This window comes from Ktedonobacter sp. SOSP1-52 (genome assembly GCF_016587395.1).
Genome location: NZ_BNJH01000003.1, coordinates 1355001 through 1379577, shown reverse-complemented (window position 1 = coordinate 1379577; position 24577 = coordinate 1355001). Strand labels below are relative to the sequence as shown.

The following is a 24577-nucleotide window of genomic DNA, read 5'->3' as shown; positions in this document are numbered from 1 at the left end:
ACAAGAAGGCCTGCGTTGTATGTGACGCGGGCCTTCTTGCTACCTATCCAACCTCACCACATCATGAAAGCGCGGCTTGTGAATGCTCCTGCGAACGCGCAGAGAGCTGCTCGCGTTGACCTGCTACCAGGAGTGCAATAATAAAACCAGCCAGAATAAAATTGCGTATGGTGACAATGGGAAAGAAGATTGGCTGCTGGGGAACCGCTTGCAACGAGACGGAGATATAGATGTAGGGATAGATCAAGGTTGTCAGCACACCCAAAAGTCCCCAGGACACCATCCAGCGCCAGTTTGTCTGGCCAACGTAGGCCACCAGCGGCGCCACCCAGATCAAGTATTGGGGACTGAACACTTTGCTAGTACTAATCACCAGGAGGAGCGTCAAGAGTGAGCTGGTCGCCAGATCGATCTTGCCTCGCCATTGCAGCCAGTAGGTGTACACCAGGCCTACCAACAACAAGGGCGTACTCAGAATACCAATGATTTGCGCGGGCGAGCCAAACATGTTCAAGGAACCATACGTAAACTTGAAGGTCAAGGGCAATCCCGTGACCAGGCTCGTGAGCCACATTAGCGAGGCGGGCAGCGACTCTACCTGGATTGGGCGGTCACCAAAGTAGGTCAGGGGCTTCAAGGTTCCCTCCACACTGAAGAGCAGTGAAACCACAACAATGCCCACGCACACAAGCCCAAAGACCACCAGGGGAAGCCAGCGTTGCCAGGCACGCCAGTTCCCCTGCACCAGGCGCTGCTGCTGGAGCAGGAAGGGAAGCAAGAGCAATACTGGATAAAATTTACAGAGCGTGGCCAGGGCCAGGTAGGCAAATGCCCAGCCCCAACGCGAGCGGGCTGCGTAGACGACCGCCAGCAACGTAAACAGCGCTGGCAACAGGTCAAAACGGCCCACCGCCGTCGCCCAGCAACCGGTAATGAGATAAAAGGCACATGAGAGGGCCGCCTCCCGTGAACGATAGCGCGCCAGCAGATAACACAGCAGGCCTGCTAGCAACACCATCCAGATGGCAAAACTAACCTGGTACCAACCCTGCGGTGCTAAAAGCCCCAGCGAGAATGGCAGCAATACAGGCAATGGATACTCATTCGGCAGCGTATGCAGGGGCTGCGAGGTAGGCTGCCAGGCGCGCAGTTGATGCACCCAGGAGGCAGGAACGCCATACTGCTCCGCCTGGTCTAACAGAGATGGAGGTTGCTGCACATGTTGCTGTGTCTGAGGCGCGGCTACCTGGTCAAAAGTAACCGGGCGAAAGATAAACTCACATTGTGCTGGAGGTAAGGTCTTGACCGCGTCCAGGCCCTGCCAGAAAGCTAGAGCATAGCAATTGTATTTCGCGGCATCGGTATAGGCCTTGAACATCTGCCAGGAGGCGCCGTAGAAGAGAAGAGAACCCATCAAGAGCAAGAGGCAGGCATCCAGTACCATGCGTTGGCGCCTCCCGGCAGGCCATACATGCGCACGCGCAACCTGGTAGGCTTTATAGAGCAGCAAGGTCCCTATACAGATGAGTAAAGCCATATCCAGCACGGCATGCCAGATACCCACGCCCGGCAAAAGATGCGTAAGCGAGGCAGCATAAAAGATTACAGCTACACCCAGGGCAATAACGCATGGATCAGCGAGCAGGCACCCCCGCCGAGCATTAGAAGAAGTCTGTATGCTTGAAGAGTCATGCTGAGCATCGTTCTCTTGTGAGATATCAGTATCCATCGAATATTTCTCTATCTTTTCTTTCTACGACGTTCCAATCATCGACGGGTCACACTGGCAGCATAGTAGTGTCCATCCCTGAAGACAAGGCACTCCCACCATTGGGCTATCCTGGGTGTTACAAGTCTCTCTCTATTCTTGGCGAGCATGGTATGCTACAATAACGACGCGAAGCATAAGTCCGAGCACCGATATCCCCATGCTTCATAGCACTGGAATACGTATTGTGAGGTGAAAGTATGCAAGAATTGGCAGAAGGTCAGATGTTTGCGCGCTATCGTATTGTGCGCGCCCTGGGGGTAGCTTGATCAGCCAGAGCTATGCCGCAGAAGATTCCCATCTCGGATGTATAGTGACGCTTAAAGTCATGCACCCATGGCCTGCGCTCCCCAATTCTGCTCGCTATCAATTCTTCCACGAGATGCAAGATATCAGCTTGATTGTTCACCCACAACTCACAGCCCTCCTCGACTATGGCGACTTCGAGGGGCGCCTGTATGCCACACGCACCTACTTTGCGGCTGGCTCCCTGCTTGGTGATGCAGGGCGAGCACACTTTCAAGCACCAATGCTGCCACAGGTCGCGATCAAGCAGCTTGTGCCACTGGCACAGGCCCTCCATAACCTGCATACGCATGGGTATATCCATGGTGCCCTCACATTCTCCAATGTCCTTCTCAATGAAGAAATCTCCAACCCTACGGAAACCACATCGCTCCAGGTCGCGGACGCAGGCTTTACCTACTTCGCGCAACATGTGGGAGGTCTACAGCCTCTTCTACTACCCGCAACCGCGGCACCAGAACAGTGGCACCGTCACTATAGCCCCGCTTGCGATCAGTATGCCTTAGCTATTCTGCTCTATTTCTGGCTAGCTGGCCGCCTCCCATTTATTGGTCGCCCCCAGGAGGTCCTGCGCCAGAAACAGTTTGAAATTCCACCTTCGCTCCTCCCTCTCAATTCCCACGTTACGAGACAGCAAGAGACGATTCTCCACCGTGCCCTCGATCCCAACCCCGAGCGACGCTATTCCACTGTGCTAGCCTTCGTCCAGGCTCTAGAAGGCACCCTTTTCTTACCAAACGAATTCGGCAATGCAGAGCAAGGCGCTGCTGAAATGCCTGAGACAACCGTGCTTTCACTCGACCTGCTCAAAGAGATCTTCGCGGCTTCAGCTTCAGAGAAGGCTAAGGCACAGGCTGCTCAGCAAGACAAGGAACAGCAACCTGAAGAGATCATTCCTGCGGCGCCAGAACCCTCTCAATTCGAGCGATTGCTGGCCTCGCTGCTCACCCCTTCCCCCCTAGCTACACCTATGTCGGAGACCACACCAACCAGTCATACCACCCCACTGGAACCAATGAGACAGGCTGAGACATCAAATACGCTTTCGCTCCTGGAGATGCTGGCATCTTCTCACACTCCAGGCGCTACTCCGGTAATAGAGCAACAGCAGCAGCCTGAACCACAACCACGTATCGAGCCAGATATCGCGCAGCCCATCCCTCCTGCCGCGCCAGAGCCAGTCCAGCCACCAGTTGAACCGCCAACTGAACCCAAACCAGTTGAGCCTGAACCCACTCGCCCTCAGCCACAGGAGCCATCTATTCCCGCTGAGCCTCAACCTACACAGCCCACACCTGAGAAGCCGATAGAACCCGTTCGTCCTCAACCACAGCCTGAGCAGCCAACGCCTAGCGAGCCGGTGCCAACGCATCCACAACCGCAGCAGCCATCGCTGCCCACAGAGCCAACCGAGGTGCCTGAGCCAAAGGAGCCACGCACAGAGCCACTTGCTCCCGAGGAACCAGTAACGCTACCACAGCCGGAACCAGATATCCCACAACCGCTTCCTACGCCACCGCTCACGCCACCACCCGGCATCCAGCCAGTGGATGAGCCTCAACCCGAGGCCCAGCAAGAGCCTATCACTGAATTAGATGTACAAGAAGAGGTTGCAATAACGCAAGCGCGCTTTACCATCACCTCGCCCTACACTGCTACCCCCATAGAGATCGAGCTAGAGCCAGCCGAGACCATCACCCTGGGACGCGCTGGCTCCAGCGATATTCTTCTGGAGCAAGATAACCTTACCTCGCGCCACCACGCGCTACTCAAATGTGTCAATGACCAGTTTGTGCTCTTCGACCAGCGCAGCGCCAAAGGAGTGTTCATCAATGGACGCAAGCTTACCAGCGGCATTGGCTATCCCCTGCATCACGGAGACAATATCCAGATTGGCCGATACAGCCTGCTCTTCCAGCAAGCTGGCGTCACCACACCCCAGACAGCTCCTCTTGTCGAAATCGAACACGCCTAGAGAGTTGTTGTAGGGTCCAAGCTAGCTTGGACCCTACAATTCAACGTTAGCGATCCACTAGCGAGCGCGTTAGAGTGACAATCGTCACAAAGGTGCGGTAGAGGTCTAACAGTTGCTCGCTCACAACCTTCACGGTGCGGGGGCCGACGCGCTCCACCCCACGAATCCAGAGCGCCATATCCGCCATGTCCGCCACCAGAAAGGTTATCTCCAGCGTGACGGGCAGTTTGAAATGGGGAGGTTGTGTCTGTGCGAGCTGCTCAACAGCTCGTTTTGCCCCTGCATACAGCATTTCACAGGCTACCTCTGGATGCAGGTTGACCGCGGCAAAACGTCCAATGGAGTCTTTCACTACGACCGTTTCAGCCTGGGGAGCAAAGGTTTGCACCTCCTGGGCGGTTGCCGCATCACCGCTCACCAGAATAATAGGTACACCATAATGCGCCGCGACCAGGGCATTCAAACCAGACTCGCCCACGACCTCGTCATTGATGCGCACCTCCCAGATCGCCCCAGGATTATAGGTATGCGAGAGAATCGCGCGCTCGGCCCCAATCGAACCGTGATAGCTGACGAAACAGACGCCATCAAAGGAGGCATCCAATCCCTGCATCATATACAGCGGCTTATGCCGACCAGTGATGAGGGTCGCCCGCCCCAGCAAGTCCTGGGGATGGAGGTTGCGCATCGCATGATGAGCATCATTGACGACAAACTCGTGCGCGCCAGCCTCCTGAGCGCCAGCGATTACAGCGTTGACTTCGTCGGTCAGCAATTTTCGTCCCTGGGCGTACTCAGGATTGCCCTCGATGATCTGCTCCCAGGCCACGATCCCACTTGTTCCCTCAAAATCGGTCGAAAGAAAAAGCTTCATAGCAACTCCCTTACTAAAGCCAGGTGCTCCGCGCCACCTCTTCACACGCATCGTGCAACATGAGGAACACGGAGCACCTGTGGACGTCGTTCGACAGGCTACAGCCAGGCAGGTAGCTTACTCCATGATTACCATGCCGGGACCGCCTGCCGCGCGACAGATGTCGATGCTGGCCTGGCGTCCCGTGCGCTCGGGATACTGCTCTTCGACGGCCTGCGTCAGCGCGGTGACCGCCTCCTGACGCACCAGGTTAATCGTGCAGCCACCAAAGCCACCACCCAGCATACGCGCTCCGAGCACACCGGGAACGCTATGCGCGATATCCACCAGGGCATCCAGTTCTGAACAGCTTACTTCATACTCATCGCGTAGGCCCGCGTGGCCCTGCCAGAGCACCTGGCCGACAGCTTCAAAATCATTGCGTTTTAACAGCTCCACAACCTGCATCACACGCTCGTCCTCGGCGATAACATAGCCCGCGCGCTTACGTAGCAGTTCAGGAAGCTGATCTTTGTAACGTGCAAACTGCTCAGGCGTAATATCGCGGAGAGCCTTGATCTCGCGCGCCTGGGCGTTCTCCGGCTCATCGCGCAAGATCGCCTCGCGCAACAGGCTCGTTGCCTCCTCGCACTGCTGGCGACGCTCATTATAGGCCGTACTTGCCAGTTCACGACGCACGCTGGTATCAATGACTACAATCGCGACCTCTGGGTCAGAGAAGGGGAAATACTGGTACGCAAACGAGCGGCAATCCAGCAAGACCGCCTGCCCGGGCTGCCCCAGACATGAGGCCGCCTGGTCCAGAATACCCGAGCGCAGGCCAGAGGCAATGTGTTCAGCACGCTGGCAGAGCGCCGCAACCTCCATTTTCTGTAACCGGCTCTCCTCGCCATCGCCAATCTTGAGCTGCCCACCCGAGAACTGAGCACAGGCATAGACCGTCGCCACCTCAAGGGCCGCTGAAGAACTCATGCCACCACCCAGGGGTACATCGCCAGCCACAACCGCATCAAAGCCCTTGAGCGCAAAGCCCGCGCGTACCAGTTCGGCCACCACACCCAGGACGTAGCGCGCCCAGCCGGGAAGTCCCTGGCGCTGCTGCTCAAATGAGCCAGGCAGTTGCTCAAGCGAAAACTGCGCATACTCCTCAAAATGCGCTGACCAGAGGCGCACCTCCTGGTCCTGGCGTGTGCGGCCCGCAAAGGCTGAGACACGGTCGACCGCCAATGGCAAGACAAAGCCGTCATTATAGTCGGTATGCTCACCAATAATATTGACACGACCCGGCGCCCAGGCTGCACTGAGCGGACCCGCGTACACGCCATCGTCCTGGAAAACCGTAGCGAACTTCTGGGCCGCCTCAAGGGCGGGTTGTGGATACTGCTTTCTCTCCATGCTACTACTCCATCTCTTTCTCAATAGCCTGTCGCAGCTCCAGCGCCTTCTGCTGCGGAGCGGAGTCGTTGGTCCACATGCCCCAGATAGACTCTGAGGAGGCGGCAAATTTAAGCTTACCCGGCGCACGTCCAATGGCAAGAATCTCAACGTGGAAGTGGAACCGCTCATCCTGCAATTGATGCAGACCTAGCAGGTAAGGCATCGGAGCCATCGCGCCATCGAAGAGATTGTTATAGCCACGAATGACCTTCAGGAGCATGGCAGCGAGGTCGCGCAGTTCCTCATCGGTTGCTTGTGCCAGGCTAGGCACATGCCGCTTCAAATAGAGATGCGTCTCGTAGGGATAGCGCACATAGGGGGGCAAAAATGCCTGCCAGGTCTCATTGTGGGCCACCTCAAAATCGGTGTCCGTCAATTCATCGCGCACGCGGCAGAAAGGGCACCCGCGGCCAGCCTCGTATTCGAGTACCGTTGTCTCCAACTTACGCTCCAGAACAGGAGGTAAGACAGAGACGCCATAGGCCTGTCCATGAGGGTGGTGCTGCGTCTGGCCGATAGCTTCACCGCTATTCTCAAAGATCATTACCGCCGGGTAGCGCGAAGAGAAATCATTATATAGTTCGCGCCAGAGCTTCGTCACCGCGAACACTTCATCCACGGTCAGCTGGGTGAAGGTCTTCTCGTGGTCGCGATTATAAATAACTACAACCGCCTCACCAACTGGAGGTTGCAAGGGAGGGAAATCATTTGGATGGAGCCATACCTGCGTATCCTCACTTACACGCCCTTCGATAATGTCAGCACAAAACGGGCATTGCGTCGTTCCTTCGCGGCGGCTCATACGATGAGGTGCATTCACCAAATATTGCCGTAGAATTGGATTCCAAATTAAAGGCGTCTTCTGTTCCATATTATTCCCAAATTCTTTGCTTTATATTCTATGAATCTTGTGTGCAACATATCTCGGGATGGGTAGTATGGTGGATCGTAACAGCCACAGGCCGCCACGACCCACCATACCACCTATCAGAGGAGCAAGTCTCTATTTATGGATGATGAGAGTGATGCGCGGCCAGGCTGCCCATAAGTACACAGCGCCCCTGCTGGGCAAAGAGCGAAAGTAGCGCTTTTTTATCGGCTACGCCCCCCTCATTACCCTCAGCCAGCAACCATTCATCCCAGGTCGTCTTATCGGTAAACAAAGCCCAGGCCACGGGAGCAATCTGGGCTTTTATGGTGCGCATAATTTCACGCGCGTGTTCAAAACCCGGTTCCAACTCCTGTAGTGGGGGAAGCTTTTCGTCCTGTAGCGCCTCAAACGTCCTCACCGTCAGCACCTCCCCCCTTTGCACTTCGCACACGCATCCCAACACCAGCACCTCGCGCTCATCGCCCTCTTCATCAGTCAGCGTATCCCATACCCCGCAGACAAGGGTACAGTGCTCTGGGAGCGTGCGTAAGAACGTGGTTATCTGCTCCTTATTCCACCCATGCCAGGATGGCTCCTGCTGTTGATCAAGTCGTAGCGCAGCGGCTACCAAAGGCCTGACCGCCTCCCATAATGCCGAGTCAGTATCTATCACCACTAATTCTTCTGCAAACACACGTACAACTGCCTTTCAAAATAAGAGATCAATCAGGCCCATTTCCGGTTCTCAGGCCGTCTCAATTATAATACATTCCAGCCGTGTTTGCGCGTTCTACTATACTATTAGTCGTCACATGGTCTAACCAGGAGACGCAGATGTCCTATCTTTCAGTGCTCTCGCTCTGCCTGCATATTATAGGGCCGACTGGGATTATAGTACTACTTTCCCGATTATGGATTATTACCTGGCACTTCCGCGACTCGCCACCGAGCGGCTTTCGCCGCTACCAGCGCGCCCTATACATGAAACAAACCGCTGGCCTGGCCCTGCTCTTCCTCCTCACGATGGCCACCAGCTACGCCTTGCTGCACGAAGTGTGGGGGGTACTCTACGGCCTCCTTGCCTTCAAAGCCTGCACCTGGTGGGTCCGCCTGACACTTTTGCCGTAAGCGCTACTCCTGCTAAGCATCGCAGACGCTGAGGACATCTTGTAAAGAGGTAGATACGTGGTTCCCACAAAAAGAGGATATAAGATCGTTTATTCTTAGTAGAAGATTTAGTATAAGACACCTTCAAACAGACATACCCAGCACAGGTCAAAGGAGTTGAGCATGAGTAGCCAGCCCTGGTACCAAACGTTTTTTGGCGAAGACTATCTACAGATCTACTCCCCATTCCTACCTGCATCTCGCACCCAACATGAGGTCAGTGCCATTGAAGCGCTACTTCACCTCACGCCAGGCATGCGGATCTTAGATGTGTGTTGTGGAGATGGACGCCATGCCCTCCCGTTAGCGCAACGCGGATATGCTGTTACCGGGCTAGACCTTAGCGCGGCCCTCCTTGATCGAGCACGCCAGGAGACCGCCAGGCTACACCTCAACATCGACTGGTTACAGCAAGATATGCGCTCCATCCCCTATGAAGACACCTTTGACGCAGCTATCAATATCTTTACCTCCTTTGGCTATTTTGAGCAGGAAGAAGATGATCTTCTGGTGCTCAAAGAGATTCACAAAGCACTCGCGCCCGGAGGCATCTTTCTGCTAGAAACCGTCTACCAACCACGAGTCGTACGTGCCTTTACCCCTCAAAGTATGATTCGCTACGACAATGGCTTAATCGTCATGGAAGAGCGTGAGATCGATCTGCTCAAGAGCCGCAATAACGTCCGCATCACCCTGCTTCATCCCAATGGCGAGCGCATCGAACATCGTCAATCCATACGCATCTATACACTTACCGAACTCATCAGCCTGATCAATCAAGCAGGGTTACAGGTCACAGGCTATTATGGCGACCTGGATGGTAACGCCCTGACACTCGATAGCCGGCTCGTCATCGTCAGCCAGAAACCTACACCATCACAATAACGAGTGCTCTAGACGCTATCAAACATAATGCGTTATAATTGGCAGTGCCACCATAGTCAAATGAAGGAATAGAGCGGTGGTGTTTCAAGTGTCTTTATTCAGATCTTATTCCGAAACCCAACGGCACTGGCGTGCCTAGCGCTTCGCGCTCAGGGTGTTCGGATCGGAATTAATCAAAATTAAGGAAGGTACCTAGCCGTGCCGTGGTGTAGATTTTTCATTCCTAAAATTGCCTCAGCAAACATCAAGCCGGGCGACCCCGACCTGAACGAGCACATTATGTATGCCAAGTGCGTCAAGGGCCATGTTCTCAAAGATGCCAGGGACTGGGTCTTGTGCGAAAACCTGCCTGCTCCCGACGCGCAATGCTGGAAAGAGGGCGGCGAAACGCTCTTCAACATTACGCCGCGCAAGCGCAGTGCTGACCAGGCATCGTCACCAGAAGCAAGCGCACAGAAGAGCAAAGTTTAGATCTGCATGAGCATGGATTCACAGCCCTCATCTATTTCTTCTCAGCTCGCGCCTGACCATATTACACGCGCTCAGAGTGACTTACTGCGTTGGTATGCAGCAGAGCAACGTGATCTACCCTGGCGTCGCACCAGCGATCCCTATGCGATTCTGGTGTCAGAGATAATGCTCCAACAGACCCAGGTTGATCGCGTGTTGCCCAAATATCAACAATTTCTGAGCGCGTTCCCGACGCTTGCAGACCTGGCCGTGGCTCCTACCGCCGATGTCATCAACGTGTGGGTTCCCCTGGGATACAACATGCGTGCGGTGCGCCTACAAGCCATTGCGCAACAGGTTATGGCTCAGTATGATGGGCGTATTCCCGATACTGTCGAGGGATTGCTCTCTCTCAAAGGGATTGGCCGCTATACGGCTGGTGCCATTGCCTGTTTCGCTTATCATAAGCAAGTAGCCACCGTTGATACCAACATTCGCCGCGTGCTCCATCGCATTTTCATTGGTGTTGAGCAGCCAGAGACAGCATTGAACGACGCGGCTATGCTGGCGCTTGCGGAACAGGTCTTGCCACCTGGCGAGGCCTACAACTGGAATCAGGCCCTGATGGATATGGGGGCAACGATCTGTACAAGTAACAATCCGCGCTGTATGGCATGCCCACTACAAGAGCCATGCAAAGCTTATCAGGAGATGAGCCAGCATAGCCTCTTCCCGTCCGGCGTGGTTCTACGACAGATGCGCAAGGTGGCGGAAAAGAAAACCAGTTATCAGAGCCAACCCTTCACAAGCACCAATCGCTACTTTCGTGGGCGGATCGTTGATCTGCTTCGTTCGTTGCCAGCGGGAGAGCGCATCACGCTCACTCTTCTCGGACCAAAAATCAAGCCTGAGTATAGCGATGCGGACCAACCCTGGCTACAACGTCTGGTGAGTGGTCTGGCAAAAGACGGCCTGGTCGACTATGCAGAGGATGGAGTCCGCTTACCCTAACCCACCTGTAGGTAACCAAAGAAACCTGTTTTATTCATTACCTGGAGCCGGTCTCCTTATACGAAAACTAACGCCGCTCGCGCGCTCAGGTTTTCTGAGAGGCACTATATTTTACTTGGAGGAACGAGCAGTTGCGACTAACAAGCTTGAACGATATACAAACGCATCATCGCCACATCTTTCTCTCACCACACTATGATGACGTGGTCTACTCCTGTGGAGGCACACTGGGTGTACAGTTGAGCAGCGGATTGCGTCCCCTGGTCATCACCGTTTTTGGCGGCGCCCCAACCACAGGTACCCTCAGCCCCTTCGCCCAACAGGTGCATCGCCAGCGCGGCTTTGGTGGCACAACCACGGTCCAGGACATTATTGAGATACGCCGTAAAGAGGATGCCAAGGCGCTTGATCTCTTCCCAACCGACTATCTCTGGCTCGACTACCAGGATGCCATCTATCGCGGCACCCCAACCTATTACAACAGCGATTCGCAATTGATGGGTAGTGATGTACATCCCGCCGACGCCGAGATCGAGCGCCAGTTGCTCAATGGCCTGCTCACACTGCACAATCGCCTTCCCGATACAGTGTGGTACGCGCCACTTGGCGTTGGACGCCATGTCGATCACCAGATTGTGGCATCCGTGGCCGATAGCCTGGCACAGCACGGGGCAAAGGTCTACTTCTACGAGGATTTCCCCTATGTGACCCAGAGCGGCGCCCTGGACGCGCGTTTGAAAGAGCTGGACCTCCCGCTCGAACCCACCCTGGTTGAGATGTCAGAAATGCTTGAGCTGCGCATTGAGGCGGCTGAGGCATACGCGACACAAACCCAGCAGAACTTTGGCGGCTCCGAGCAGATGCGCCAGGCCATGACACACTACACGCACAATATTCGTCCCGTAGAAACCATTTACCTGGAGCGCTACTGGACCTACCGCCGCTAAACTTACTCATCTGTGCTATTGACAGGCGTTTTCTAACGCCTGTCATGGCCTTGCGTGGTATCCTGAAGAGTGACAGGAAAAACGTCCAGTCGGGCGTATTCACCGCCAATCGCCAGCAAAATTTCCTCACAACGGCGAATACCAAATGCTCGATCTGGCACCGCGCAGCGCAGCGCAACTTGAACAAGAGGGAACAGCAGGAGTGTGGATAGATGAAGGGCATAGAAGGAACAACCCTCGGCAGATATGAGCTACATCGGCGTGTAGCACAAGGATCAACCTCTGAGGTCTACTTAGGCTTTGATCGTCGTGTCAAACGGCGAGTCGCCATCAAGGTCCTCTACGGGAGTAATGAACCATTCGTCCGTCGCTTCGAACGCGAAGCCCTGGCAATTGGCGCGCTTTCCCATAACCATATTCTCCCTCTATACGATTTCGGCGAGCAAAGCCCCTGGTATTATCTCGTGATGCCTTTCATCGAAGGCGGCACATTACGCGACTATCTCTATCATCGTGAACGTCTCCCTCTTGACGAAGCTGGCAGCTATCTCTATCAGATCGCATCCGCGCTGCAATATGCGCATGATCATGATATCCTGCATCGTGATGTCAAACCATCCAATATTCTCCTGCGTCCCGATGGGTACGCGTATCTTGCCGATTTCGGCCTGGCGAAAGCCAAAATTGAGGCGGACGCCTATAACCACTCCAGCGCGACGGTTGGCACGCCTGAATATATGGCACCCGAACAGTCTAATGGCATCAGCGACTATCGCAGCGATATTTACGCCCTGGGTATCATTCTCTATCAAATGCTTACCGGCCGCGTTCCCTTTAGCGCAGAGACACCGGTCGGCATCACCTTAAAACATATCCAGGTCCCGCCTCCCCCTCCAAGCCAGTTCAATGATGCCATCCCCACCATCGTCGAAAGCGTCATGCTCCAGGCTCTCGCCAAGGATCCCGAGCAGCGCTACCAGAGCGCACGTGCCTTTTCCAACGCCTATCTACAAGCACTGCAAAAAGCGATACCCACCTGCTCGCTTGAGAATGCCCTGGCACTCACCCAAACAGATCTCATGCTCACTATTTCCGAGCCAACAGAGCCTGCTGAGGACGCCTCGCCACTAATCAAGAAGACAACGAAGCTCCAGCCACCAGTGGACCCAGATTTCGTGCTCTCAGAGGTCCCAACACCACTCTTCCCCCTGCAGATGCCGATGGCTAGCTGGCCTTCACCAAACCAATTACGCCACGCACATCGCCCTAGCCGCCCCCTCCTCTTCACACTCATTAGCCTCTTGCTCCTGCTCCTGGCCTTGCCACTGCTTATGTTCTGGTACAGTATCCGCTGGCAGGCAGCACCAAACTCCCTGTTCTCTCTCGCCAACCAATCCTCGCAGGGATTCCTGCAAGGCGGCAATCCAGCTCAGGCAACGCTGGCAGCACGCGCACGTGTCCAGGCGACAGCCGGTATTACCTCAGATATTGGGGCTGGTCCCATCCTCTATACACATGACCTCACCTCGCCAGGCGGTGGCTGGCTCAATGATGGTCAACAGTGCTATTTCACGCCTCAAGGATATCATGTCTACGCCGCCAGCCGGGCCCTGGCCTGGTGCTATACGAATGCCCCCTCCTTTACGAACATGGCTATTACGGTCCAGGCTCGCCTATCACGCGGTACCATCTATGGGCTTATCTTCCGCCTGCAACCAGAGAGCCAGTCATTTTATGTGCTCGAACTCAATAATACAGGCTCATACCGCTTTGTCCGCGCCCATGGCAGCGACCCGGCCACCTGGCTACCTCTTATTGACTGGACGCATTCAGGTGCTATTATAAATGGGTATGGGCAACTTAATACCCTGCTCGCAATTATGCAGGGGACGCGGTTTACGTTTTACATCAATAAGCAGCTTATTTTTTCCAATGTTGTGGATAACGCCTATACCTCGGGGATGGTTGGCTTCCTAACCGGCAGCGACCAGGAGAGTGATAGCGAAGCCGTCTTCCGCAATCTATGGATATTTGAGAAGTAGCATGTTCTCCACACATGCGACATTGGAGATAGAAAGAGTTCGCGAGGTTTCTTCAGGCATGCCCCATTCACATTTTTCAGAGCAACCAGCAAGTACAGCCCTCCCTGCCAGGCATCACGTCTACCTGGCGCTTGGCACGAATCTGGGCGAGCGCATCCACAACCTGGAGTATGCCTTGCGCCTCCTGTGCGAACACGTTCAATTAGAGCGTATCTCCTCAGTTTATGAAACCGAGCCAGTAGGCTACGCCAACCAGCCGAAATTCCTGAACATGGCCTGTAGCGGAACGACTGTATTAAGCGCACCAGAGCTCCTACAGGCCACCCAGGGCATAGAACAGACACTAGGTCGCCAGGCTACGTTTCGCAACGGGCCACGACTCATTGACATCGATATTCTCCTCTATGACCAGGAGCAGTGGCAGCAAGAAGGGCTTACGCTTCCACATCCGCGACTCGCTGAGCGCGCCTTCGTCTTGGCTCCCCTGGCCGAGATCGCCCCAGACCTCAAGCACCCTGCTCTTGGCAAGAACATGAGTGAATTACTTGAGGTGGTTTCACAGCAGGGCATTCTTCGCATCGACCAACCAGTCTCAATCTCACCAGGATCTCCCACTACTTAACAAGCCTTGCCCAGCATGCTATAATGCGGATACAAAATACAATGTGAATATACTCGTACCAGGGCATGTAGGTCTTTAAGGACCCATACACGAATACAGTGTCACTGGTCTTTACCATAACCCAAAGGAACCGCCTATTTTTCCTGGTTGTGAACTCAAGGGCTGGTAGATACGTATAGAAATTATATTAGGCGAAAACCATGTGTGACCTACGTCGTGTCGGGTCATTTATAAGTAAGCAAGGGAGTACTTGTGGAGGGAGTTCTGCTAGATCCAGCACAGTTAGCGAAAGCCGCAGTCGATATTGCGTCTGATAAAAAAGCATCAGACATTTTACTCCTCGATATTCGAGAGGTTACTGTCTTTGCCGACTACTTTGTCATCTGTAGCGGTAGCAACCCCAGGTTGATCCAGACAATCGCCAGCACAATTGACGAGGAGTTGGGAAAACAAGGAGCCAGGTTGCTGCACCGCGAAGGGACAGCAGACACAGGGTGGATTCTCCTGGACTTTGGCGACGTCGTTGTACACATCTTCGCACCTAAAGAACGCGAATATTACCGATTGGAGCGACTTTGGAGCGATGCCAAAACAGTTGTGTACCTCCAATAAAAATTAGAAAAGGTGACGACGATGACATTTTTTCGCAACCGCATGTTTCTTGAAGGAATTGCCCTCGGCGGCATTTGTGGGCTTATCATCGGCTCTATCATTGCCTTCACGCTTGGTGAAAGCAGCGTAGGGGCACTTCGCCGCGCCATTGATACGCGCCTCCCCAACAGAAACAAGGTGCCGTTTAAATACCTCTCCCAATAGTTTCTCTGCTCTTTCTCAATTTTTGGGGTTTCTCAAGCGTCTACCCTGGTCCGAGGAACCCTCCAGCGATAAGCAGAACTTGAATCCATTAGTTATGTCCAATGCCATAACTAATGGATTTTTCTGTCTTACACCTATTTCTCCTATTCAACTCCTACGCACCATCATATGCGCGCCAGAAGGCCCCTGTTCTTTAGACATGGGGATGAATGGCGCGTTTCTTGTTTGGGGTGGATGTGGAATGGTTGATTTTTTACATCTTTTCTGCTATCATGTAAGTATGAAACAGAAACGCGCTTTCAAGTATCGGATATACCCGACACCAGAACAACAGCATATGCTTGCTCGTACCTTTGGGTGTTGTCGTTTCGTCTACAATTGGGCGCTGCGCCAAAAGACTGATGCCTACTACAACGAACAGCAACGCCTCTACTATAAAGACCTGAGCACGATGCTGACCGAGCTGAAAAAGCAAGAGGGAACGACATGGCTCAATGACGTTTCGAGCGTGCCTCTGCAACAAGCTCTTCGTCATCTCGATAAAGCGTTTCTGAATTTCTTTGAGGGACGTGCAAAGTATCCGACGTCCCATAAAAAGCGGAACAAGCAATCTGCCACATACACCTGCAGTGCCTTCACATGGAAGGATGGGCACCTGACCCTCGCCAAGATGAGTGAACCCCTTGAGATCAGATGGTCGCGTCCCCTGCCAGATGGGGCAACCCCTTCGAGTGTGACCATCTCCAAAGACTGTGCCAATCGCTACTTCATCAGCATCCTTGTTGAGGATGAGATTGAGCACATGCCCTCCATCGAGACCTCGGTAGGCGCTGATCTTGGCTTGAAGTCCTTTGTGGTGCTCTCGACCGGTGAAGTGGTAGGCAACCCCAAGTTCTTTCACAAGGATGAAAAGAACCTGGCCAAAGCCCAACGCCGTCATGCCAGGAAGAAAAAAGGCTCGAAGAACCGAGGCAAAGCGCGTCTCAAGGTGGCTCGCATTCATGCTCGCATCGCTGATCGCCGCCGTGATTTTCTGCACAAACTTTCTACACGCTTGATCCGTGAGAACCAAACGATCTGCGTGGAGAGTTTGCAGGTCAAGAACATGGTCAAGCATCCAACCCTCAGCAAAGCCATCAGCGATGTGGGATGGAGTGAGTTTGTGGCCCAACTGGAATACAAAGCCGACTGGTACGGTCGAGATCTTGTCAAAATTGACAAGTGGTATCCCTCCAGCAAGCGCTGTTTCGAGTGTGGTCACCTCCTCGACTCCTTAGCACTTGATGTTCGTCAGTGGACGTGCCCAGCGTGTGCTGTCCACCACGACCGCGATATCAACGCTGCCAAGAATATTAGGTCCGTGGGGCTCACGGTCCTCAATGCCTGTGGAGAGGCTGTAAGACCTGGACGGGTTTTGTCTCGTTCTGGCAAGACTCCGCGAAGCAGGAAACCCTCGAGGTGACTCGAGGAATCCCCCGGCTCAAGCCGTGGGGAAGATGTCAATGTCATCCACGACACCTGATACAACGCCGCGCAAACTTCTCCTTAGCGGGCTAACAGTTATCCTGGCGGCTGGCATATATTGGGGCGCACGCCGCTGGCTAATACGTCCAGCGAAGCAACCTACATCTGATCCCCAACAAAAAAACCAATCATAAGCATGGGTAAATTCATAGCACAATAAACATTGCATGTTCACGCTTCATAAGCGATAGCACATCTCTACTACCATTTTCTTGTCTTACAACTGTTCAGCTTCACAAGCTAGAGAGCGCATGGTATCATCTATCCAAGGGATGTAGTCGAAGAAGACAAACAGTAGCAGAGTAACGCTAGAAAATGGCAGGAGAGTGCATGTGTAGCGCTTCTATTGCCTGCAACGCAGCATCACCGCAAGGAGGGGATTATGAGTATTGCAGAACGACCAACAGCCGGGACCACCGCTTCAGTCTATGAACGGGTGACTCCGGAAACCAAAGAAGCGCTGGTAAGAGAGCTTACACAGCTTCTTGGTGTGCGACATGTTCTCCACTCCCCCTATGATCTCGCGCTCTATGAGTATGACGCCTCCATCGAACGAGGTCGGCCAGATGTTGTTGTCTTTCCAGCCAGCACCGAAGACGTAGCTGCCATCGTCAAATGTGCGCGTCGTTATCATATACCCGTTGTGCCACGCGGTGCAGGGACGGGCCTGAGCGGTGGAGCTATTCCACGCTATGGAGGAATCGTAATAGTTTTCACGCGTATGAATCAGATCCTAGAGGTCGATTACGAAAACCTGCGCGCAGTCGTGCAACCCGGGCTGGTCAATCTGCATTTGAGCCATGCTCTTAATCCACATGGCTTCTACTATGTCCCTGATCCGAGTAGCCAGCGCTCCTGCACGATTGGTGGGAACGTGGGCGAGAATGCAGGTGGGCCACACACCCTCCTCTACGGCGTCACCACAAATCATGTCCTGGGCGTTGAACTGGTCACTGCCGAGGGCGAAATCGTCGAGGTTGGCGGCTGGACATATGATGCCCCTGGTTATGATCTGACTGGTCTACTCATCGGCTCTGAAGGCACGCTCTGCATCATTACCAAAATTATTGTACGCATCGTTCACCTGCCCGAGGCTGTGAAGACAATAGTTGCGATCTTTGACTCCATGCAGGATGCATCTAATACGGTCACAGAGATCATCGCGCACGGAGTGATTCCAGCCGCCATTGAAATGATGGACAAGGTGATTTTGCAGGCAGTTGAAGCTGATACTCCCGCAGGCTATCCCCTGGACGCCGCGGCTGTCCTCCTGATAGAAACAGAAGGACTATACGAAAGTGTTGAGGAGCAGCAACAACAGATCGTCGCCATCTGTGAAAAGCATCGCGCCCGTCAGGTACGCATTGCTGCCGACGAAATAGAACGCCAGCGCTTCTGGGCTGGGCGCAAAAATGCCTTCGGCGCGGTGGGACGCATTAGCCCGGAGTTTTATGTGCAGGATGGCGTGGTACCTCGAACACAGCTCCCCTATGTCCTACGGCGCGTGAATGAGATCTGTCAACATTATGGCTTACGAGTCGGAAACGTCTTTCACGCTGGCGATGGAAACCTGCATCCACTCATCCTCTTCGACTCCCATATCCCTGGCGAGGTTGAACGCGTGCGCCAGGCCGGACACGAGATTCTCCAGGTATGCGCTGACGTTGGTGGGTCCATTACAGGTGAGCATGGGGTAGGGATTGAAAAGCAGGCCGAAATGGCGCTTATCTTCAATGACACAGACTTACGCGTCATGCAACAGGTTCGCCAGGCCTGCAATCCCGATCAGCTCTTCAATCCAGGAAAACTCTTTCCCCTACCAGGACGTTGCGCTGACATGAAACAACTCTAACAGCGCTAGCACCAGCCATAACTACTCTGGTATGCCTTATTCTCGCATACCAGACGCTACACCCTGCACATATTTCTTTGATGAGGAGCTGAAAAACTGATGGGAGAGAGCATCTTGCTCGCGCAGAGCCTGCAAACACATCTACCCAGCTTAACGCTATTACAAGCGGCTGAGCAGCGACACACCTATGCAGTCGATGACGTTGCGCCAAAATTCATCCTCATACCAGATACGATTGAAGAGGCAGCCCAGGCGGTCGCGCTTATTCACCAATATGGGGGAACCATACAGGCACGTGGAAACGGCACTTACATACATCTCGGCGGCATTCCCAGCCCCTTTGATACCGTCTTGCTTACAACCAGGCTTGATCATCTCCTTGAGCATGAGGCGGGCGATTTGACCTGCCGGGTTGAGGCTGGCATGCCACTAGCAACCCTTCAGGCCTTGCTGGCACGTAAGGGGCAGAGATTACCCCTTGACCCACCCCATGCTGAGCAGGCAACTATTGGAGGGCTTCTCGCGGCCAATGCCAGCGGACCTAAACGCCTTCTTTATGGAACAGCCCGTGATCTCGTCATTGGCTTACGCGTCATTCAAGCCAATGGAGAGATCGCCAGGAGCGGCGGACGGGTCGTGAAGAATGTCGCGGGCTATGACCTGAATAAACTCTTCATCGGCTCCCTAAGCACGCTGGGAATTATTGTTGAGGCGAACTTTAAGCTCCAACCCCTGCCACCAGCGGAGCATACACTCCTGTTGACCTATACCAATGTAGAAGATGCTATGCAGACTGTTACCCAGCTACTCGGCTCAGTAATCACACCTACAGCCCTTGAGTTAATTGATAGCGGTGCAGCCAGCGTCATGAGCGACTTTCACGGCATCAACCTGCCTGTGAATGGCTATACTCTGGCCGTAAATTTTGAGGGCAGTCTCTCGACCATAGAACGGCAGATCAATGAGACCCGTCTCCTGGCGCGTAGACAACATGCCCTGCTGGGAGAAGATCTTACTAATCACGCGCAAGAGCACTTCTGGCAGACTATTCGCCAACAAACACAGGGAACGCTTACCTGCAAAATAAATCTCCTCCCTTCACAAATACCCCATTATCTGCGTATACTGTCCTCAACCTGTCACCAATATGATCTTGAGGCCACCAACATTGCGCACGCTGGCAACGGCATTGTTTATACAGAACTCCAACCTGTCGATGCTACACCGCGCCTGGTTGGCACCCTGACAGCGCTACGTAGCGCTGTTCAAGCCCTACGTGGTAGTCTAGTAATAGAGCACTGTCCAACTCAGTTGAAACAACATATTGATGTCTGGGGCGAGCCTGGAGCCGCCTTCACGATGATGCAGCGCCTCAAAAGTCAGTTTGATCCACAGGAAACATTTATTAAAGGACGGTTTTTGGGAGGATTGTGAGTAGTCAGAATACTTTGCTTATTACAACGCAGCCTGAGTTTACCCAGGCTGCCATAGATGAGTTGCGCATATTAGAGAAACAGATCGAAGTTCTGGAAGAGCTTGTGCCAGGCATCCTGCACTGTAGCGTGCCTGATAGCGCAGTACTTATGCGACGCGCCAGCCAGGCCCAGCTTATCTTTGTACGCCACCTGGCGCCTGTACAGGACATAGTTGCGCTACACAATAGTGAACAGGATCTAGGCAACATTGCCACAGCGATAGCAGAGCTACCAGGCTTTGCACGCATCGAGCGTGGGATTCATTTCGCCGTACAAACACGCTTTATTCAGACGGACAAACAACAGGGCAAACGCCCCTACAGTAGTGGCATGCTCAATCGTGAATTAGCCATGGCGTTCGCGGAAGAGACAGGCGCCATCGAAGATATAAAAAAACCCGAAGTGGTGGTCTCTCTTCTCTGCGCTTCCCACCAGTGCTACGTCGGTATCTCAAACGTCGAAGATAACCTGAGCAGCTGGCCTGGAGGAGCGCGCCACTACGCCCAGACAGATGAGCAAATCAGCCGGGCCGAGTTTAAGCTACTTGAAGCGCTGGAGGTGTTTCATATTACGCTTCCCGAGCAAGGCAAGGCACTAGACCTAGGGGCCGCCCCAGGTGGCTGGACACGCCTGCTGCTCAACGCAGGACTGGATGTCGTCGCTGTCGACCCAGCAAATCTGGATCCACGCTTACGCGCCTATAGAGGGCTCGAACATTATCAAGGATATACCGAACGCTATCTCGACGCCCAGGCTCAATTGAAGCATTTTACGCGCTTTGACCTGATCGTCAATGATATGAAAATGGATGCACGGGAAGCCGCGAGACTCCTGGTGCGAGCCTCAGCGCAGTTACGACCAGAGGGTTTTATTATCAGTGTGTTTAAGTTGCCTCACGCAACCGAGACCATTAACCCACTCAAAACAGTGAACGAAGCCTTGAAAACGATGCGTAAACACTTCAATATAGTGCGAGCACACCAGTTGTTTCATAACAGGCAAGAGATCACCGTTGCGGCGGCGCAGCCGCTTCCTACGCGTAGATAAAGGAATGCACGCCTTTTTTCATCATATGGAGGTCCCCTCATGGCATCAGAGCCGATCATTAGGCATGAGACATATCCAGAGACCACTCCCCCCACAGAGGGGCCATTGCGCCGCGATACGCACACGTATGACCTGATGCGTCAATGCATCCATTGTGGCTTCTGCCTGCCTACCTGCCCTACCTACGCAGTATTGGGCGTAGAGATGGACTCGCCTCGTGGGCGCATCTATCAGATGCAGGCAGTGGCGGAAGGGCGCCTGGACATCTCTGATGATTTCATTGAGCATATGAATTGCTGTGTGGGATGCCGCGCCTGTGAAACCGCTTGTCCATCAGGCGTGCAATTTGGCAAGCTGATTGAAGCGGCTCGCGAGCAGATTCAGCTAGCCGACAAGCAGCCCGAGGCGCGTACCCAGACTGTTCCAGCAACCGAGCCGGAAGAGGAGCGCCCCAATGCACAGGGATCAGTGGCTGGTAAACTGCTTCATCGCTTCTTCTTTGACTACATGCTCCCATCACGTCCGATAACGACGCTTGTCTTCTCAGGGCTAAAGATCTACCAAAGGAGTGGGCTACAGAAGCTTGCGCGCAACACAGGCCTCATCGATGTGGCCAATGGGCTTCCCACACCATTTCAAGGCAAGCTGAAACTTCCTGAACAGCTCATGAACTCGGCCTCGGGAGACCTATTTCCTGATCTCCTCCCCGAGATAACATCCGCAATCGGAGTAAGGCGTTATCGCGTTGGTTTCGTCAGCGGCTGTATTATGGACCAGGTTTTTCGCGATATCAATGAAGCAAGCATCCGTGTACTGGCCGCCAATGGCTGCGAGGTGATTACGCCACCTCAACAGAATTGCTGCGGAGCGTTGCATGTACATGGAGGCGAGGCTGCACGCGGACGCGAATTGGCCAGGCGCAACATCGACACCTTTGAGCAGTATAATTGTGATTTCATTATCATCAATTCCGCTGGCTGTGGCTCAACCCTCAAAGAGTACGATCACATGCTACGCGATGATCCCGCCTATGCCGAGCGAGCAAAGACCTTTAGCCACAAGGTAAAAGACATCAGCGAGTTTCTAGCTGGACTCACGCTCAATCCACAAATGGGCGAGATTTCACGGACCGTCGCCTATCATGATGCCTGCCACCTGGCACACGGGCAAAAAATCAGGCAGCAACCACGCCAGTTGCTCAAATCCATTCCTGGCTTACGACTGACTGAACTCAAAGAGGCCGATTGGTGCTGCGGCAGCGCCGGCATCTACAATATCGTCAATCAGGAGATGGGCAATGAACTGCTCGAGCGAAAGATGAATAATGTTGCCGCGACTGACGCGGAGATCATCGCCACAGGCAACCCGGGATGTATGATGCAGATCGACATGGGAGTACGCCAGCGCGGCCTCGCCATGAAAGTTGTCCATCCTATTCAACTTCTCGACGAGGCATATCAACAAGGTGGTCTCTACGACCAAGCCCAGCAAGCGAATTTGGAGCATCGCTCATCAGAGAGGCAGCGCCAGAAACAGCGACAGACGTTGCTCATAGGCATTGGGCTAGGTTTTCTGCTGGGGCTATTCCTGCTAGGGAGGCGTAAGAAATAAACCGCCACATGGCCGATTCAAACGCCAAAGGGTGCGACTCTAAGCCTTCCCGCTCAGAGCCGCACCCTTTTATAACAAGCGCTTAAACCACGTAAATCGCATTTTGAGGTTGTGAGAACCATTCACAGCCCTGTGCTGTGACAATAACCTCGTCTTCCTGGCTCACATATCCACGCTCGGTCATAACACCCAGTTCTAGAGTAAATACAAGCCCCTCTTCAATCGTATAATAGGGTGTTTCGCCATAACGAGCCCAACGTGGCCCTAGAATGGGTCCACCATCATGAGCATAGCGACCAACGCCGTGTCCCAGCGCATGCTGGTACTCAGGATAACCAGCCTGCACGAGATACTCGCGTGCCGCGGCATCTACCTGCCACCCCTGAACACCTGGCTTAAGCACAGCCTTGCCAGCCTCGATAGCCCCCTTAACAGCGGCAAAGGCTTGGGAGACAACCTCGGGCACATTCTGCTCTCCAGGTTTGCGCAGATACCACATACGTTGGAGATCAGAGCAGTAGTCCTCATATGATACCCCTAAATCGACGCTAGCCACGAATCCTGGCTCGATTTCGATTCTTCCAGGTATTCCCATGCCCAAAGAGCGTATTGGGGCCAAATTTAACGCCTGGACAGCTATCATAAGACCAGGCGCTTCCCAGCGAGCGACTCGCCATCTCAGCATGGACAAGATCGCTAATCTCCCGCTCAGTCACTCCAGCTTTAAGGGAGCGTGTAATCAAGTCAAAGAGGCCATACGTCTCCTGGATGGCCTGGCGCATACGCACCAATTCCTGGGAAGTCTTACGGCTACGCAGGCGAGAGATAAGGGGAGAAGAGGAGGTAAAACGCTCTGGGAAAGGAGTGGCTTTCAATGCTTCCACTAATTGGAGGTACATGCCATGCGTCAAGCCATCGGCCGCCACATCATCGATAGAATAGTTCAATGCAATGGAGGAAGGATTGAGCCGCGTCAATGTTTCAACCAGGACAGAGGCAAAGCTATCGGTATAGGTAATCACGGTATCGTACAGGTTTCCCTGCTTAACCAGGTCATCGTCATAGCGCGCAACTATCGCGATCTTTTCACCAGTGCGCGTCAAGATAAAAGCGCAATGCCAGGTCAACTCCTGGTCAAAAATAAGTTTGAGCGCAGGATCTGGTTGTTCACCCGTCTCACGTACAAAAGTCAGCCAGCAATCAAGCTGAAGCTCATCAAGAATTTGTATTGCCTGATTTATCTTCTCACGTTGCAAAGTCACATCAGTCATGGGAGCTCTCCTTTGGGGATGTAAGATGGTAGCTCCAGTATATCACGGTGAAATCAAGATCAAAAAAAGAAAGAGCGTGACTCCATCAAGTGTCTGCTGATGAAATCACGCTCTTGTCGATACCTGCCAAAGAAGTACTCCCTCAATTTTGCTGAGCCACGCTGACCTGCTCCTGCTCCCCGTGCCGCTCGCCCTCTCACTCGTGCTCAGATCCGATCCTAGACCGCTCTCACTCACACCACAAGGACTCACTTCACTGATGAAGAAACAGAATGGGAAACAAGCCGTACGATCATTAGTACTGCTCCGCTCCACCTGTTACCAGGCGTCCACGCGCAGCCTATCCACCAGGTCTTCTTCCTGGGATCTTGACTCTTCTAGAGAGTGGGAAAAGTTATCTTCGGGTCGGCTTCGCGCTTAGATGCTTTCAGCGCTTATCCCTTCTTGACGTAGCTACCCAGCTCTGGAGGAGGCCCCCCAACTGGCGCACTAGCGGTCAAGCCATCTCGGTCCTCTCGTACTGAAGATGACTCCCCTCACTTTTCCGACGCCCACGACGGATAGAGACCGAACTGTCTCGCGACGTTCTGAACCCAGCTCGCGTGCCGCTTTCATGGGCGAACAGC

The 24577-nt window shown here is 53.7% G+C and carries 22 protein-coding genes and 1 rRNA gene (1 of these 23 running past the window's edge); 15 read left to right on the top strand and 8 right to left on the bottom strand.

Annotated features, from left to right (window positions below; all coding sequences use genetic code 11):
• Positions 1-61 precede the first annotated feature (61 nt).
• Positions 62-1729: a glycosyltransferase 87 family protein gene (locus JMJ16_RS31310; RefSeq protein WP_201387983.1), complete on the bottom strand. Its 1668-nt coding sequence runs from the start codon at positions 1727-1729 to the stop codon at positions 62-64.
• A 304-nt stretch (positions 1730-2033) separates the two neighbouring features.
• Between JMJ16_RS31310 and JMJ16_RS31305 the strand changes: the two genes are divergently transcribed.
• Complete coding sequence (locus tag JMJ16_RS31305; protein ID WP_201387981.1) at positions 2034-4049, top strand: FHA domain-containing protein; 2016 nt, start codon at positions 2034-2036, stop codon at positions 4047-4049.
• Between the two features lie 46 nt (positions 4050-4095).
• Here the strand turns inward: JMJ16_RS31305 and JMJ16_RS31300 are convergent, their stop codons facing one another.
• The 4 genes from JMJ16_RS31300 to JMJ16_RS31285 form a co-directional block, all read right to left on the bottom strand.
• Positions 4096-4923 carry a M55 family metallopeptidase gene (locus JMJ16_RS31300; protein WP_201387979.1) on the bottom strand — a complete coding sequence of 276 codons (828 nt, stop codon included), beginning with the start codon at positions 4921-4923 and terminating at the stop codon, positions 4096-4098.
• 117 nt (positions 4924-5040) lie between these two features.
• The gene (galK, locus tag JMJ16_RS31295; RefSeq protein WP_201387977.1) at positions 5041-6318 is read right to left on the bottom strand and encodes a galactokinase; all 1278 of its coding nucleotides are present in this window, start codon (positions 6316-6318) and stop codon (positions 5041-5043) included.
• 4 nt (positions 6319-6322) lie between these two features.
• Entirely contained in the window at positions 6323-7231 is a 909-nt protein-coding gene (gene galT, locus JMJ16_RS31290) for a galactose-1-phosphate uridylyltransferase (protein ID WP_201387975.1), read from the bottom strand.
• A gap of 136 nt (positions 7232-7367) precedes the next feature.
• Positions 7368-7925: a hypothetical protein gene (locus JMJ16_RS31285; RefSeq protein WP_201387973.1), complete on the bottom strand. Its 558-nt coding sequence runs from the start codon at positions 7923-7925 to the stop codon at positions 7368-7370.
• Positions 7926-8065: 140 nt separating this feature from the next.
• Between JMJ16_RS31285 and JMJ16_RS31280 the strand changes: the two genes are divergently transcribed.
• The 14 genes from JMJ16_RS31280 (at position 8066) to JMJ16_RS31215 (ending at position 22680) form a co-directional block, all read left to right on the top strand.
• The gene (locus JMJ16_RS31280) at positions 8066-8359 is read left to right on the top strand and encodes a hypothetical protein (protein WP_201387971.1); all 294 of its coding nucleotides are present in this window, start codon (positions 8066-8068) and stop codon (positions 8357-8359) included.
• A 162-nt stretch (positions 8360-8521) separates the two neighbouring features.
• Positions 8522-9283: a class I SAM-dependent methyltransferase gene (locus JMJ16_RS31275; protein ID WP_201378804.1), complete on the top strand. Its 762-nt coding sequence runs from the start codon at positions 8522-8524 to the stop codon at positions 9281-9283.
• Positions 9284-9481: 198 nt separating this feature from the next.
• Entirely contained in the window at positions 9482-9754 is a 273-nt protein-coding gene (locus tag JMJ16_RS31270; RefSeq protein ID WP_201371915.1) for a hypothetical protein, read from the top strand.
• A gap of 6 nt (positions 9755-9760) precedes the next feature.
• Positions 9761-10744: an A/G-specific adenine glycosylase gene (locus JMJ16_RS31265; RefSeq protein WP_201371914.1), complete on the top strand. Its 984-nt coding sequence runs from the start codon at positions 9761-9763 to the stop codon at positions 10742-10744.
• 131 nt (positions 10745-10875) lie between these two features.
• Positions 10876-11691: a PIG-L deacetylase family protein gene (locus JMJ16_RS31260; protein ID WP_201387969.1), complete on the top strand. Its 816-nt coding sequence runs from the start codon at positions 10876-10878 to the stop codon at positions 11689-11691.
• Positions 11692-11903: 212 nt separating this feature from the next.
• Positions 11904-13733 carry a serine/threonine-protein kinase gene (locus JMJ16_RS31255; RefSeq protein ID WP_201387967.1) on the top strand — a complete coding sequence of 610 codons (1830 nt, stop codon included), beginning with the start codon at positions 11904-11906 and terminating at the stop codon, positions 13731-13733.
• Positions 13734-13791: 58 nt separating this feature from the next.
• Positions 13792-14355: a 2-amino-4-hydroxy-6-hydroxymethyldihydropteridine diphosphokinase gene (gene folK / locus JMJ16_RS31250; RefSeq protein ID WP_201387965.1), complete on the top strand. Its 564-nt coding sequence runs from the start codon at positions 13792-13794 to the stop codon at positions 14353-14355.
• Positions 14356-14607: 252 nt separating this feature from the next.
• Positions 14608-14967 carry a ribosome silencing factor gene (gene rsfS / locus JMJ16_RS31245; RefSeq protein WP_201387963.1) on the top strand — a complete coding sequence of 120 codons (360 nt, stop codon included), beginning with the start codon at positions 14608-14610 and terminating at the stop codon, positions 14965-14967.
• A gap of 21 nt (positions 14968-14988) precedes the next feature.
• Positions 14989-15171 (top strand): hypothetical protein, encoded by a 183-nt coding sequence (locus tag JMJ16_RS31240; RefSeq protein ID WP_201371909.1) that lies wholly within the window; start codon positions 14989-14991, stop codon positions 15169-15171.
• Positions 15172-15451: 280 nt separating this feature from the next.
• The gene (tnpB, locus tag JMJ16_RS31235) at positions 15452-16633 is read left to right on the top strand and encodes an IS200/IS605 family element RNA-guided endonuclease TnpB (protein ID WP_201387961.1); all 1182 of its coding nucleotides are present in this window, start codon (positions 15452-15454) and stop codon (positions 16631-16633) included.
• A gap of 444 nt (positions 16634-17077) precedes the next feature.
• Entirely contained in the window at positions 17078-18547 is a 1470-nt protein-coding gene (locus JMJ16_RS31230) for an FAD-binding oxidoreductase (protein ID WP_201387958.1), read from the top strand.
• A gap of 99 nt (positions 18548-18646) precedes the next feature.
• Entirely contained in the window at positions 18647-19981 is a 1335-nt protein-coding gene (locus JMJ16_RS31225) for an FAD-binding oxidoreductase (protein ID WP_201387956.1), read from the top strand.
• A complete protein-coding gene (locus JMJ16_RS31220; protein WP_201387954.1) occupies positions 19978-21069 on the top strand; it encodes an SAM-dependent methyltransferase in 1092 nt (363 codons plus the stop codon). The genes JMJ16_RS31225 and JMJ16_RS31220 overlap by 4 nt, the downstream gene beginning before the upstream one ends.
• Before the next feature lie 39 nt (positions 21070-21108).
• Positions 21109-22680: a (Fe-S)-binding protein gene (locus JMJ16_RS31215; RefSeq protein WP_201387951.1), complete on the top strand. Its 1572-nt coding sequence runs from the start codon at positions 21109-21111 to the stop codon at positions 22678-22680.
• Positions 22681-22762: 82 nt separating this feature from the next.
• Here JMJ16_RS31215 and JMJ16_RS31210 read toward each other — a convergent pair whose 3' ends face one another.
• The 3 genes from JMJ16_RS31210 to JMJ16_RS31200 all read right to left on the bottom strand — a co-directional run.
• On the bottom strand, positions 22763-23236 hold the full coding sequence (locus JMJ16_RS31210) for a Xaa-Pro peptidase family protein (RefSeq protein ID WP_201387949.1): 474 nt from the start codon (positions 23234-23236) through the stop codon (positions 22763-22765).
• Positions 23229-23951, bottom strand: a complete 723-nt coding sequence (locus tag JMJ16_RS31205; protein WP_201387947.1) for a M24 family metallopeptidase — start codon at positions 23949-23951, stop codon at positions 23229-23231. The genes JMJ16_RS31210 and JMJ16_RS31205 overlap by 8 nt, the downstream gene beginning before the upstream one ends.
• Positions 23952-24226: 275 nt before the next feature.
• Positions 24227-24577: ribosomal RNA gene (locus JMJ16_RS31200) — 23S ribosomal RNA — on the bottom strand (it continues 2616 nt past the right edge of the window).